Here is a 14,753-nt window from a genome sequence, read left to right as displayed (position 1 = left end):
AAATATTTTTCTATTTTGATAGATGTTTTTTATATAAGGGAGATATCATATTTTAAAAATGTTATGAATTAGTCCTTTTTGTGATTAATAACTCCAACGAATTCACCAATAATTCGAAAATCGTCGGCTTGATCTTCATCGATGATGATTGGATTATAAGTAGAATTTTTAGGCTCTAATATAATTGATTCATGCCACCAATTTCCATCAGAATTGTATGCTTTATTGCTGGTATATATTTTGATTGAATAGCTGCCACTATAATCTGCATCATAGAAATTATGATGTTGAGCCAATACTACTTTGCCTTGACGGCTACCAGAAGGATTACTCCTAAATACACAATAATCACCATCATAAATCAGTGGCTCCATTGAATTCCCCACAGCTTGTACTACATACATGTTACGATTTAATTTACCCATACCTTCTACCTTTATCCATCCCTTTTCTTCAACATTTTCTCCTTCTCCAAAATATCCACATGCAGCCTTGATTGAATAAAAAGGTAGAAAGTCGATATATTTTACATCATCATTTACCGTGTCTTCAATTCGTGTAATGGACTTACTCTTTTCCTGATTTTCTATCAAGTCCATGAAATGTTGAGCAAGTGGTTTATCGCAGAAATAGACATAGCAGCCTTTCATCCCACGAGTCATTAATGTCCTGTACGTGTTTTTTATAATTTCATCAGCATCTTGTAATGCTTTCTTGTTGTCTTTTTTTAGATAACTTTTAAATCCAGCAATAGAACGATCTTTAGTAGAGCGTTTAAGTACATCGGTGACTATTTTATTATTTTCATAACGTATATCCATACCTACTATTACACCTACGTAATCAAGCTCTAGTCCTTGACAAGTATGAATACACCCAATTTGATTAACGGATTCATCTCCTAAAATCCAAGGAACATTTGAATTAAAGTTCCACTGTTTCTTGAAGTTAAACTCTGGTATTACTATATCATATTCATTAATATCTTTCTGACTTTTCCAATCCCAGCAATATCCAGCAACAAGTCTTGATTTGTTGTTTGTTCGGTTTTTGTTTTTTATGGCATCAAATAGTTCATTAGGATCAGAGAATATTCGAAAATCATAATCGTCAGACGAAATTTTAATGTTTGCTGTTTCTCTAATTTGCAATGCATTATCTAGCCAACTTAAATAGCCATCAGATCCGTTACAACGAAATTGGGATTCAAGTTTCGTTGTATAAACAACAGCATTATATGAATCTGCAATTCTTTTAATTTCTCTTTTTGTCCCTATATCTTTTATATGTATTCGTTGTTTGTCATCAACAAAAAAAACTGAAAACTTTGCAGAGCGAATTATCTCTAAGATTTGGTTTTCTCCTAAATTACTGAAGAGTCCACTCTTTTCGTTAAGCCGGTGTGCTTCATCAACGATAAGAGCACCGAAGGTGCTTTCAGGAACATCAATAAATTTTCCACTGCCAACGAATAGATTGTCAATATATGATTTTTTGAAGGATCCTGATAGTTTATTGGTATAGACACTTCTTGGTGCTGCATTCTTTGATACGTATTGGGTGACAATTCCTTGTTTGGTTAGTTGTACGAGGAGATTGACCGCTACAACGCTTTTACCTGTTCCTGGCCCTCCTTCAACAATTAATACATGTTTTTTTCCAGCATTACCCTTGTTTGCCATTTCAATAGCTGTCTCAAAAACAACCTTTTGATCATCCAGCAATACAAACTCTTGATTCCCTTTAATCATAGAAGTAAGAGCGTCAGCCAATTGTTTAGAAGGTCTAAGTTTCCCTTTATCAATAAGCCAAACAATGTCATCTTTAGCTCCATATTTGATGCGGTCTTTTATGAAGTTTTGTAGCTTTTGCGCATCTGTTTTAAGAAAAACAGGGGCTTTTTCTATATATTCACTATATATAGGATTAGTAATAACATCATCTGTTTGATAGTTATGTAAAAATGCACAAGGAGATATATTGATACCTTGGTCTCTTATTGTTTCATTATAATTTATGAGCATATATGCATATGACCATGCTTGATAAGAAGGGTGTGCTACCTCGCTTTCTCCATGTTGAAAACGAGTTTTTACTAATGCTGACTTAGGTGATAGTTTTGCCTGTTCCCACTGTTTTAGTTCAATAATAACAACATGACCTTTGTTCTCATTATCGAAACCCGAGATAATAAAATCTATTCGTTTTGACGTCAGTGGTATTTGATACTCAATAGCAATACTAGCGTCATTCGGAATATCTGGTGTGTCGATAACCTTGTACATGTGAATCATTGAATTTCTCCATGATAGAACTTCATTATAAGAAGTATGTCTTCCCAAATGCGCTAAGAATGCATTTTCTATTTCATCCGCAATTGTGTTATTGAAGACGTCATTGATAAAAGTTTTTTTTGAAGCATGATACACAATCATAATTCGGTATATTTTCTGGCAGATCCTTTCGATTTCTCTATAGGATATTTATTTGCATTATTCGTAATCTTATCTGAAATTATTTTCTTGATGTCTAAGTCATACTTATTAGCAATAAGAAAGGCATAGTTAAAAATATCTGCCAATTCCTCTTTTATTTTTTCTATATTTACTTCTTCAGCTTTCTTCCATAGAAAAGCTTCGTTTAATTCTGCTGCTTCTATCGATAGAGCTAATGCTAAATCTTTTCCATTATGGAATTGGTCCCAGTCACGTTCCTTAGTGAAAGAGACTATTTGTTCCATAATTTCCATTATATCAGATTTATTTGTTTTCATGATTATATACTTTTAATACGCAAGTTACAAAAATATAAATAATTTTAAGATGAGACAGGAATTCGTTTGAAAAACAATTTAAAAATATCAATTTGATTTCGTTAAAGTGGGTTATCTTTGATCCGTAATTTTTTGGAGTTTTATCAAAGGTTAGCATTGAATCTTATTCCTATTTTTTGTACATCAAACTTTCTTCTGAAATCAATTTCATCATTGTCTCCTCATTTACAGTATCTGTAGTAGAAATGCGAATCAGACGGAGACCTAACTTTGAAAAGATCCTGTCTTTGAGTGCATCACGAGATTGCTGTGAGTCACTTCCTTTATGGAAGTGCCAGCCATCCACTTCTATTGCGTAAAGCGGTTTCTTGGTGAGCGAGTTGTAGATAAGAAAATCTACGTGTGAGAACGGACTTTCAGCAAATGCTTTCTCTTTATCATCTAGCAAACTCCAGTCTGCAATGAGTATGGATAGCGGATAATGACAAAGCACATCCGTATTGGACAAGCCTAATTTGGCAATGGCTTTTGATAAGAGGTCATAAACGAGGTTTTCTGATAGATGTTCTGAGACAGCAGAATGTGTAGCTTCGTAAGCTAGTCTTTCTGCCGTATATTGCTTGTAGAGCAGATCAAAAACAGAATGTAGTTTACTTGCTTTCACTTCAAAATTATTGTATTGGATGTAACTAATAAGCTGGCCGATATTGGAATCCTGACTCATCTCGTTACCGTTTGTTACAATGCAAAGCCTTGTTTTTGCACGAGATATTGCCACGTTAAGCAGGTTGGCATCATCAGAAAACTCAGTGGGAGAGTTGTCTACCATGCTCATAATGATGGTGTCGCACTCGCGTCCTTGATACTTATGCACTGTGCTGGCAATATCTTTTCCTAATGCTTCGTTTATGGCTTCTGCTTGAGAACGATAGGGGGTAATGATGCCTATGCTTTCCGCGTCTGAGCAATCCGGCAGTACCTCTTGAGTGATGACATCTATTTCTCTTTGATTAAAATGGCTCCTGGCATGGTTCCCTGCAACGGTTCTCACTACTTGTAGCACCTCATCTTCGCTGTTGTCTGTTGTCATAGCAACAAGCTCTCCATCATAGAAACGTTGGTTACAAAACTCTATGATTTTGGGGTGACAACGATAATGTTCACGTAGCAATATCACCGGTGCATGCTGAAACATTTCGGCGCAGGATTGCAGAAAACTGTGTGTCACGGCGTTGTATCGGTCATCCACTTCGTAGGTTGTCTGGATGGCATTAAGTGCCAATGCCTCTTCACGGCTTACCACATTGGGCAGTTGTTTGTCATCACCAACTATCACGGCATTAATGGCGCACGACAGTGCCAGTGCTCCTGTTTTTATATCGACTTGTGAAGCCTCGTCCATGATCACATAATCAAACACCATATCCTTGCTGATACAACCCTTGGCTGAATAGGTAGTACTGAGTACAACTGGATATTCTTTTAAGAATTCTTCCGATTTGAACTTGAGATCGGTAATGGTGAACTTTCTTCTTTCGCCGGTACCATATTGCTTTGCTATCTTGTTCTTTAATAGTTGGAGAGAAGAGGAACGTAGATCTTTTACGCCCTTATTGATGTCTATGTGTTGAAGTGCCAAAGCAATTGATTCCAACTCATGTTCTATTTCCGTTTTGCGAGAGAAGTAGTAGGCCGATTCAAAAGTCGAAATGATATGTGATGATTGCTTACCTAAGAGCGAAAACATCTGCGTAGCTAATGAGAACGTCCATTTTAACCTGAACCATAAACTTGGTTTATGTCCCCTTTCCGTCAACATTTGGTATCGGCTTAGCAGTTTCATGAGTTTAGTCGATGGTTTACCGTTTAGCCAATCTTCTCCTGCTTTGCCTGCTCTCAGTATATCGTTGTACTTCGATTCTTTTAGTAAAGCATCGTACGCTGCTTTCAGTTGAGCCTGACGCAATTGCTCATCAAATGCTTGGGATACGTTATGGAGCGAATTTTGCGCCAATTCCTCTATGGATACCGGTTCATCGAGACTCCATTCTGTCATATCGGGATAACCTGACTGATTGGCGATGAACGCCTCCTTGTTTTGCACGCTACCAAGCTTGGCAACAATGAATCCCAGGTTCTCTCCATTGAGTTTCTCTGCTACATTCTCTACGGCAGAGTTATTATTCGATACCACTAATATCGTTTTGTCTTTTATCAGTAGATTGGCAATGATGTTCAGAATGGTTTGCGTCTTACCTGTCCCCGGAGGCCCCTGAATAATACTTATCTGATGTGTCAAAGCTGCTTCCACAGCAGCTTTCTGACTAGCATTGCATCCAAAAGGATAATATATCTGATTCGGTTTGTGATAAGTAGCCAATTTCGTTCTATCACCTAAATATTGTGCCAAGGGTACATTGTCTCGCTTCAAATCCACCAAGTTGTATTGCTTGGACAAGATACTTTCATCATCTTCAGCTAACAATCCTGTTTCGGCAGCCAACTTGCAAAGATAATCCCAAGTAGAACCGCCATTCTTGTCAATTGGAGTACGGGTGATATAGACTTTGCTTCCGTCCAGATTCTCATAGTACCCATTGGTATAAGTCACTCGATAGAAAGTATAATGACCGTTCGTAAAACGGAGCAACTCAGCTACGTCGTTGATGCGTTTATTTTTGATGTATAGCCCCTTTTCGCCAAGATTGATCGTTTCGGGGTTTGTGAGATACAGTAATCGAGAATAGTTATAGTTGAACATGCGAGGAGAGGAGGAAAACCGAATAGTCCACAGTCCATTCTTGTTTTCGCAAATGGAGGCAACTTGTTCTGTGATAAACATTCGCTTGTCACCAAATTTATCCAAATCCACTATCATGCATTGCTTTGTATTCATCTATTGGCTGGTTGTATTACAATACCCTTATGTCTCTTTTCTGCAAAGATAAGAAACCATGTCTGTTTTTTAATTAGGTGTTGATGTTTAATTGTGTTTTTGATAAATATTTGATTCAAGTAAGCAAATTTTTATCCGCTCGTTACAAAATTGTTCACCGGCAAAATAAATCGCATAAGCATACTTGTTAAAAGGCTTATATATAAAAGATAAATAGCGATATACTTGTAATAAATAAACTCGTTACGGGTGACTATTGGTGAGCAGATACGTCTCCGAAGAAAAGACCTTATGATTACGCAGCCCCACTTGGCTGATATTGCGGATATTAGTGTTAATACGCTCTATAAAATAGAACGTGGATAGGCGAACCCCTCCATCGAGATACTTAGTAAGATATTGGATGTGCTGGAACTGGAGATTTCTGTGGGTGTTAAACAGCTGAACCGATAAACAATGCGAAGTGCAAAGGTCTGAAGGCGTTGAGGCCGGAACTCAACTGAGAACGATAACGGGAGTTATTCGTTTGAGTATGAGCCTGCTTATTTTGCCAATACCTCGTATGCCGGAGGTGTGCTTAACATTGTCTAAAACGCAAGCTAAATTTACGAGCGATTATTTATTTTCGTTCTTCTTTAGCCTATTATCCGAGCGAGCTAACAAAGAGGTTCAGTGCTGATTGTTGAGGATTGACGAGAGAGACTATTTTGGACTCCTTCTCGCCACTACATCGCACGGTACGATAGGAGTGTAATCATAAAGCCGATTGAATGATTGGACTTTACTCGGTTATTGACACAGAGCCTATGAACATTTGGTACCATGTCCAGGAGTATCTGTAAGATGAAGAAATAATTTATGAGCAGCTTCTCTAAATTTGAGAGGCTGCTTAGCTTTCTTGATTACTGGCATGAACGGCATTGTGGTTCCTTTATGATTCGGATCATAAGCAAATCACAATAGGCCTAATGCCCTTTTCTTCTCATATATCAAAAACATGCTAGCTAAATAAACGAGTTTACGCAAAAGTTAGGTATGTTTCAACATTTTTTAGTACTTTTGAAATCGAAAATAAATTAATACGTAATGAAAAAACTAAAAAACTATTATTTAACTTTGGCTGCGCTTATTTGGACCATAGGCATGTCGGCACAGTCACAAAAACAGTTGTTTGACTTCGGTTGGCAATTTACACATAACGGAACTACACAAAACATTGATCTGCCTCACGACTGGGACATTTTCGAAGGTTCAAATTCTGGCAAAGGTGCTACAGGCACTGGAGGTGGATGGTTCGAAGCTGGTAAGGGTGAGTATCATAAGACATTTTCCACACCTAAGGGCGAACTTGTAAAGCTCCACTTCGAGGGGGTATATCAAAAAGCTGAGATTTTTGTCAACGGACAGAAGGCTGGACAGCATCACTATGGCTATACACCATTCACAATCGATATCACTAATATACTGAAAAAAGCTCCGAAGAGTAAGAACGAGATCGTTGTCAAAGTGGACAATAGCGAACAACCTAATTGCCGCTGGTATTCCGGCTCAGGTATCTACCGCCACGTATGGCTTGAAACGATGCCCGTATTACATATCGCAGAGAATGGCGTCTTTGTCACTACCCCCGATGTGTTGGCAAATAAGGCTCAGGTGAAGGTGGAGGTGACGGTTGTCAATGAGTCGCAGACCAACCGTAACGCTACTGTCATTGTAGGTGATACTGAGTTAAAGGTGGCAGTTGATGCTGGTCAAACCAAAAACGTGAGCACGATGCTGACGGTCAATAATCCGGAACTGTGGTCGCCCGAGAATCCTTCCCTTAGCGAAATCGCTGTGAAGCTAAAGGAGAACGGCAAGATCATCGACAATCAGACTTGCAAATACGGTATCCGCTCTTTTTCTTTCGATGCCAAAAACGGTTTCATGCTTAATGGCAAAAAGGTACTCATCAATGGTGCCTGCGTACACCACGATGACGGTGTGCTGGGTGCACGTGCTTTCGACGACGCAGAAATACGTAAAGTTAGACAGATGAAGGATGCCGGATTCAACCTCATCCGCACCAGTCATAATCCTACCACTCGCGCCTTCCTCGACGCCTGTGACTCCATTGGTATGCTCGTGATCGACGAGGTATTTGATGGATGGCGTACTCAGAAAAATCCTTATGATTACTCTACCGTCATCGACTCTTGCTTCCGTGACGATATCCAGTCGATGGTGCTGCGCGATCGTAATCATCCGAGCGTCATCTCGTGGAGTATCGGCAACGAAGTGATTGAACGTAAGGACATCCGCGTGGTCTATACCGCCCGACAGATGAAGGCCGCAATACTTGAAAAAGATGCCACACGCCCTGTGACCGAGGCTTTGTGTGCATGGGACCGTGACTGGGAAATATATGATCCACACGCAGAGGTGCTCGACGTGGTGGGCTATAACTATATGCTATTCAAGCATGCCGATGACCATAAGCGTGACCCAAAGCGTGTGATCTGGCAGACTGAGAGTTACCCACGCGATGCCTTCAGAAACTGGGCCACAGTCAATGATTTCCCTTATGTAGTTGGTGATATCGTATGGACGGGTCTCGACTATCTGGGCGAAAGCGGCATCGGGCGTACTTATTACAAAGGTGAACGCGAGGGTGAGTCGTGGATTGAGGGCGGACAACCTGAATGGCATGGCGCTCCATGTGGCGACGTAGATATCACAGGTTGGCGCAAACCTATCAGTCATTATCGCGAGATGCTTTGGAATAAAGATACACCACTCTATATGGCCGTAAAAGAACCAGAGGGTTATCACGGAGAAATCAAGCAAACCATGTGGAGCGTTTGGCCTACATGGGAATCATGGACTTGGAACGGTTGGGAAGGCAAACCTGTAGAGGTAGAGGTCTACACCGATCAGCCTGAGGTGAGCCTCTATCTGAATGACGAACTCATAGGCACGAAGCAGGTAAGTCGCGACACCGAGTTTAAAGCTGTATTCACCGTACCTTACAAGGCTGGTACGATACGTGCTGAAACTGGCGGTAGGAGTGTTACACTGAAGACAGCAAGCCAACCTGCCCGTCTGCGCCTCACATCTGATCGCTCCGTGATGACTGCTGATGGCCAATCACTCACCTATATCATTGCAGAAGTAGTGGACAAGGACGGTACACTCGTACCGGAAGCAGCCCTCCCTTGTGAGGCCACAGTGAAGGGTGCCGGCAAGCTTCTTGCCTTCGCCTCTGCTGACCTGAAAGACACGGAACTTTACACTTCGCCTCGCACGAAGACGTGGAAAGGACGTGCCATACTAGTGGTACGCAGCACGCAGAAAAAGGGCACTGTCAGCGTGAGCATCAAGAGCTCGCTGCCTACCGCCACATTATCATTGAAGACCAAATAAATGTTCTATATCACATAAAATTCCCCCTGCCTGGAGCTATTTCAGACAGGGGGAATTATTAGGTCAAAATGAATGAAATTGGAGATTGATTTCTCTTTACAGCCCAGATAATGGTCGTCCGGCTGAACCGATCCGTCTGATGTGCGGGTTACTGATTCTCAAACATCTGCACAACCTCTCTGATGAGTCTGTCGTCGAACAATGGAGTGAGAATGCTTACTTTCAATATTTCTGTGGTATGGATGAATTTGTGCCTTCTTTTCCCTGCAATTCATCCCAATTAGTCCATTTTCGCAAACGGATTACAGCTCGTTGCAAATTTCCACATACACCCCGGTGTACAAGTTTTATACATCTGGGTGTACAGGACCTGTACATGCGGGTGTACAAACTGTGTACATCCGGGTGGAGACGAAAATTGTTCACCGGCAAAATAAATCGCATAAGCATGCTTGTTAAAAGGCTTATATATACAAGATAAATAGCGATGTGTTTGTAATAAATAACTGCGGAAAAAGTTGGTGATACTTGGTGATACTTTTTTTCATACTTTTTATGTGCCTGGAATTCACCGACACCCAGAAAACCTATCTGGCAGAATGCCGTCAACGCAGAAATAGGCTCAAAGATATGAAGTAGAATTTAGGGAGTTATCATTATTAACTTATTTAGACTCATCCGGTGAACCCTAATTCCTTTGAGTTGTTTCATTAGTGTTAATATGACAAGATAAGTTCCAAATGATTCAAAGAAGATGGCTGAATACCCAGAAAAAACAAATAATGACACTACAAAGGTTGATGGGAGAATACTTTATTATTCGTTTATTGCCGGTGCCAATCAACTATTTCAACATCAGGCAGAGATAAATAAGCTAAATGTTTTCCCTGTAAATGATAAAGATACCGGAACCAATTTAGTCGCTACGGTTCGGTCAGTATTAGATAACATTCAACCGCAAAAGTTTTATAAAACGATGGTAAACGATATGGCCGAGGCGGCATTGGTGGGTGCCAGAGGTAACTCCGGCGTTATTTTTGCCCAGTTTTTGTATGGGCTGAGTTGTGAAACAAAAGACAAAGCTGCACTCACAATCACCGAATTCTCGGAAAGCGTTTCCGGTTCCGTTCCTTATATGTACGGGGCTATCTCAAATCCGGTGGAAGGCACTATGCTGACGATCATTAAAGAGTGGGCCGAATTTCTTCATGCCAAGAGAGAAAATATACATGAATTTAAAAAGGTGATTATCGACTCTCTGTTTGTGTTGGAGAAATCTTTATCTGAAACGACCTTCAAACTAAAGGCACTGCGACAATCGGGTTTTGTCGATGCCGGAGCGAAGGGGTTTGTGGTGTTTATCAAAGGTGTTACCGATTTTTTACGAACCGGAAATGTCCGACAGTTGGCTGCCCCCTCTCCAGCCGCTTTCTCTTTTGTTTCCCCCGAGCATATAGTCGATGAGGAGATTACATACCGCTACTGTACAGAAGCGATCATTAAAAATCTGAGTGTAGGTCGTGATGAGATTCAGAAAATAGCAAGTAAAAGTGGCGATTCTGTTGTGGTAGCTGGTTCCGAAGCAACTTGCCGCATTCATGTTCATACCAATCAGCCGGCAGAACTTTTCCAGGAACTGAAAGCGTGTGGCACTATCACTTTTCAAAAAGTGGACGACATGATTCGACAACACGAAACGGCTACCAAGCGTAAATGGAACATCGCCTTGGTGACCGATTCTTCTTGCGACCTGTCGCAGGAACTGATCGACTATTATCAAATAAATGTCGTTCCGCTTAACCTGAACTTCGCCGGCAATCATTTTCTGGATAAAGTAACCATCAATCCCGACCGTTTTTACGATATGCTCGAATCGGAAGCTGAGTTTCCTAAAACCTCTCAAATAAACGAACAGACCTTTACGAATTTGTACTCCCACCTAGCTTCGCATTATGATGCTATTATTGCCATACACCTCACCGGGCACTTTAGCGGAACATTTGCCAATAGTGCCAAAGCCGGAAAGCGTATATCGAAAGAGTTTAATAAGCCGATCTACGTGATTGATTCTAAAAACCTGTCTGGAGCCTTGGGATTGCTTGTGCTGAAGGCTGCTAAAAGCATTGAAGTCGGACAAACGGCCGATGCCGTTGTACGAACGCTTGCCGATGATATCCTGCAAACGAAGATATTTGTCAGTGTCCGCGACTTGAAGTATATGATCAAAGGGGGGCGGGTGTCAAAGCCCAAAGGGTTCATAGCCAATCTTTTAGGATTCAATCCGGTTATATCTATGGATGAGCAGGGAAAGTCGATGTTGTTTGGCAATACCTTCAGCCAGCGCGCTAGCTTAAAGAAAGTAATGGGGCATATCGCAAAAATCAGTCGGCAGAAAAAGGTGTGGAATTATATTGTGTTGCATGCACACAACCCCGAAGGTGCTGAAGAAACAGCCAAAAAGATGGTGCTTCTTACCGGTAAAAAGGCTGCTGCCATTGTTGATATTTCACCCGTTATCGGTATGCATGCTGGCAGTGGGGCAATAGCAATCTCTTTATTATTAACCAATTAAATTTACCCGTCATGTTGACACTATTTTCACAGGCATCGCTTGTTATCTTGATTCTTTTTACGCTTTTATGGCTCTTGAGCGTTCGGTTAAAGAATGTAAGTATTGTCGATCTCTTTTGGGGAATCGGTTTTGTGGTGGTAAACACGTTCTATGTATTCATGTCGGGCGATCTAACTCCCCGAAAAATACTCCTGCTCGTTTTGGTAACTCTCTGGGGAGTGCGGCTGTCTATCTACCTTACCTGGCGCAATAAAGGGAAAGGCGAAGACTTCAGGTATCAGGCGTTCAGAAAAAAGTATGGTCCTGCGCGCTATTGGTGGGTAAGTTTCTTCCAGACTTTCTTGTTGCAGGGTGTATTGACCATGCTGATTTCATTGCCGTTGCTGGGCGTTAGCATGGGCACTCCATCTCATGCGCTCCATGCGCTCGATTATGTTGGTATTTTGGTTTGGCTTGTTGGTTTTACTTTCGAATCCGGAGGCGATTATCAATTGGCGCGTTTTAAAAACAATCCTCAAAACAAAGGAAAGGTGCTTTCTCATGGTTTTTGGCGATATACCCGACACCCCAATTATTTTGGCGATTCGGCCGTGTGGTGGGCTTACGGCCTATTTAGTATTTCTGCCGGAAACTACTGGCAAGTGTTAGGCTCTGTCCTGATGACCTTGCTCATCATCAAGGTTTCTGGGGTGGCTTTGCTCGAAAAGACACTGAATCAAACCAAACCGAAGTATGCTGAATATGTAGAAAAAACGAGTTCCTTTTTCCCATGGTTCCCTAAAAAGTAACTGCTCATGGATTTTTGTTATATATTTTAATACTGATACAATGAAATGAGGTTCGTATGGAGGCAATCATTCTTTTAGCTACCTATTTAGTCGGTTCAATTCCTGTAGGATATCTGATGGTGCGGTTCGTAACCGGACATAATATTCTGGAGTTGGGAAGTGGAAACATCGGTTCTACCAATGTAAAGCGCATAGCCGGTAAAAAAGCGGCTGCCATTACCCAGTTGTTGGATATGGCGAAAGGACTTTTACCGGTAGGTCTATACTTGTATTTTGCATATGATTCCCATTTAACTTATTATCAAAATGTGGTATCCGACTCGTTTATCTATTATGTGGCGCTTGCATCAATTCTGGGACACGATTTTAGTATTTTTCTGAAGTTCAAAGGAGGGAAAGGCGTAAACACCACATTGGGAGCTTCCGTTTTACTTGCTCCACTTGCGGTCCTTATCTCCGTGGCGTCTTATTTTATTGTTAAATGGCGTTTTAAATATGTCTCACTAGGCTCCATCACGCTCGCCATCATGTTGGTGGTTAGCGAATTTATTCTGAATGGAATAACTCCCATATTCTACTATTTGTTGGTTTGCGCGATACTTATTATTGTTTTGCATCGTAAAAATATCGGTCGCTTATTGCATAATCAGGAACTCCCGTCATGACGGGAACCTTCTCATTTCGATGCAAAATATAACCTATGCTGATAATCAGGGTGTTACAATTTTGTGGTACAAATATGGTCTAAGTATGTTGTTTTTAACAATCAAAAAGCATAAATATATCACTAATGAAATGCTTTAAAGCAAAGATAATTAATCTTAGTGACTTTAAAAGCGATTAGTGAAAATTTGAAGGTTTATTCTGCTTCTATCTCCACACACGTGTGTGACCAATAAGACCCCTTCATTATTGACTGAGCCACATAGCCTCAACAAATCTCGAATTGATGCAGCGTAGGTATGCTTAATATTTATTGCATCGGAGATTAATGGGCTATTGCTAGCATCAATGTTATTATTGCTATCATTAAATATGTTTATGTTACCGTTTATGTTACCACTTTCGTTACCATTTACGTTTCTACAGGTAACTAAAGCGGTAATCAAAACTAAATACACCTAATTTGAGGTATAAATAAGCCTCATTTCCTTTTAAAAATTACGCACGCACGTGTATGACTATCAAAAAATCTTCATGGTGTATCATAGGGCACTTTTAGTATCAACAAACAATATTGAACACGCTTTTCATTGAATGAACAACACAAGGATGTTTTAAACATGTTCATCCTTGTGTTGCGTGTGTTGAGGCTGTACGTATCATGTTTAGCCATGCTGTGGCCGGAGTCAGTTTTCGTCCATGAACTGCTCTATGTCTTCCATGGCAGAGAATATTTGCGAAGCATCACGTTGGTAGTGTTTAATGACTAACAGAAAGCGCAGAAGAGAATCAAAGAAAACCTTTCCTTCTGACTGATAATATTGTCCTTTTGAGCTTTCCATGAAAAAGTTATAGTAGCTCATCACGCATTCATCTGTATACCCATCTATCTCGGAGACAGCTTCGCATAGCCGTTTAATAGATATAATGACATCCATAGCAATGCCATCACTTTTCATTCGTGTTAAGTCTCGTTCTCCGCATGTGTATCTGCCTATGAGACTAAATATGTCAATGAACTTTTCTTTGTCTCTTTTGAGAGCCTTTTGCAGCTCTGTTTCGTTTGCTTCTGTGTTTTTCGTTGTAACTGTTTGATTTTCCATTGTTGTACAAGTAAGAGGCAGCCCCGAAGGGCTACTGGTTAATAAATTAAGTTTGCTTTCTTGAATGAACGGTACTCTTCACATTCAGTATCGTAATAGGTTTGTAGTGTTTCGTTTGCTTTCCGGCCGGTCCCTTTAGTACCAGGCATTAACTTCTCGGTCAATGTGCCAAACGCTTCCCGTGTTTCCCCGGATACTTTGCGATAGTAGAAACGGATAATGCCCTTTTGCATTTTCATCTTTAGGCGTATATTGGCCCAAGCACATTTTAATGCTTCACTCATTGTGTAGCCGTTCTTGCGGACAAACTGCCATGCAAGCGACATGATTTGTTTTAATGATTCTCGTGTCATCGTTTTATAGTTTATAGTAAATGTTTTCCCAATAATCAATCTCAGCCTCAAAAGAAGCAATACAGCTTGCTTTGTCCTCTTCGTACTTAGCTAATACCTCAACTTCAGTCATTGAAAGTACTTGCTCGTATTCTTTGCACATCTGGTTTAAAAACTCTTTTATCATGGTTCGTAATGCTTTGATTTTCTTTTATGACGCAAAT

Annotated in this window: 10 protein-coding genes and 1 pseudogene; 5 read left to right on the top strand and 6 right to left on the bottom strand. The window is 40.5% G+C overall.

Annotation, left to right across the window (positions count from 1 at the left end; genetic code table 11):
* Positions 1-68 precede the first annotated feature (68 nt).
* From ACKPCE_RS00245 to ACKPCE_RS00235, 3 genes are all read right to left on the bottom strand, one after another.
* On the bottom strand, positions 69-2,435 hold the full coding sequence (locus ACKPCE_RS00245) for a DNA/RNA helicase domain-containing protein (RefSeq protein WP_319503765.1): 2,367 nt from the start codon (positions 2,433-2,435) through the stop codon (positions 69-71).
* On the bottom strand, positions 2,432-2,773 hold the full coding sequence (locus tag ACKPCE_RS00240; protein WP_277639400.1) for a nucleotide pyrophosphohydrolase: 342 nt from the start codon (positions 2,771-2,773) through the stop codon (positions 2,432-2,434). Before ACKPCE_RS00240 ends, ACKPCE_RS00245 begins: the two co-directional genes overlap by 4 nt.
* Before the next feature lie 169 nt (positions 2,774-2,942).
* A complete protein-coding gene (locus ACKPCE_RS00235; RefSeq protein ID WP_319503764.1) occupies positions 2,943-5,669 on the bottom strand; it encodes an AAA domain-containing protein in 2,727 nt (908 codons plus the stop codon).
* Positions 5,670-6,755: 1,086 nt separating this feature from the next.
* On the opposite strand from ACKPCE_RS00235, the gene ACKPCE_RS00230 reads away from it, so the two are divergent.
* From ACKPCE_RS00230 to plsY, 5 genes and pseudogenes are all read left to right on the top strand, one after another.
* Positions 6,756-9,071: a glycoside hydrolase family 2 TIM barrel-domain containing protein gene (locus ACKPCE_RS00230; protein WP_319503763.1), complete on the top strand. Its 2,316-nt coding sequence runs from the start codon at positions 6,756-6,758 to the stop codon at positions 9,069-9,071.
* Positions 9,072-9,165: 94 nt separating this feature from the next.
* Positions 9,166-9,375, top strand: a pseudogene (locus ACKPCE_RS00225) (transposase); the annotation flags it as partial.
* 450 nt (positions 9,376-9,825) lie between these two features.
* Complete coding sequence (locus ACKPCE_RS00220; RefSeq protein WP_319503762.1) at positions 9,826-11,643, top strand: DAK2 domain-containing protein; 1,818 nt, start codon at positions 9,826-9,828, stop codon at positions 11,641-11,643.
* A gap of 11 nt (positions 11,644-11,654) precedes the next feature.
* Positions 11,655-12,431: a DUF1295 domain-containing protein gene (locus ACKPCE_RS00215; RefSeq protein ID WP_319503761.1), complete on the top strand. Its 777-nt coding sequence runs from the start codon at positions 11,655-11,657 to the stop codon at positions 12,429-12,431.
* 56 nt (positions 12,432-12,487) lie between these two features.
* Positions 12,488-13,096 (top strand): glycerol-3-phosphate 1-O-acyltransferase PlsY, encoded by a 609-nt coding sequence (gene plsY / locus ACKPCE_RS00210; protein WP_319503760.1) that lies wholly within the window; start codon positions 12,488-12,490, stop codon positions 13,094-13,096.
* A 684-nt stretch (positions 13,097-13,780) separates the two neighbouring features.
* On the opposite strand, the gene ACKPCE_RS00205 is transcribed toward plsY, so the two are convergent.
* Genes ACKPCE_RS00205 through ACKPCE_RS00195 form a run of 3 tightly spaced genes read right to left on the bottom strand, consistent with a single transcriptional unit; the run spans position 13,781 to position 14,716 of the window.
* A complete protein-coding gene (locus ACKPCE_RS00205; protein WP_319503759.1) occupies positions 13,781-14,197 on the bottom strand; it encodes a hypothetical protein in 417 nt (138 codons plus the stop codon).
* 38 nt (positions 14,198-14,235) lie between these two features.
* A complete protein-coding gene (locus tag ACKPCE_RS00200) occupies positions 14,236-14,550 on the bottom strand; it encodes an SH3 beta-barrel fold-containing protein (protein WP_319503758.1) in 315 nt (104 codons plus the stop codon).
* 4 nt (positions 14,551-14,554) lie between these two features.
* On the bottom strand, positions 14,555-14,716 hold the full coding sequence (locus ACKPCE_RS00195) for a 1-aminocyclopropane-1-carboxylate synthase (protein WP_319503757.1): 162 nt from the start codon (positions 14,714-14,716) through the stop codon (positions 14,555-14,557).
* Positions 14,717-14,753 lie beyond the last annotated feature (37 nt).

This window comes from Bacteroides graminisolvens (assembly GCF_963666085.1).
Lineage (GTDB): Bacteria > Bacteroidota > Bacteroidia > Bacteroidales > Bacteroidaceae > Bacteroides > Bacteroides graminisolvens.
Note: the sequence above shows the minus strand (reverse complement) of the source record. Positions and strands in the feature narration are given on the sequence as shown.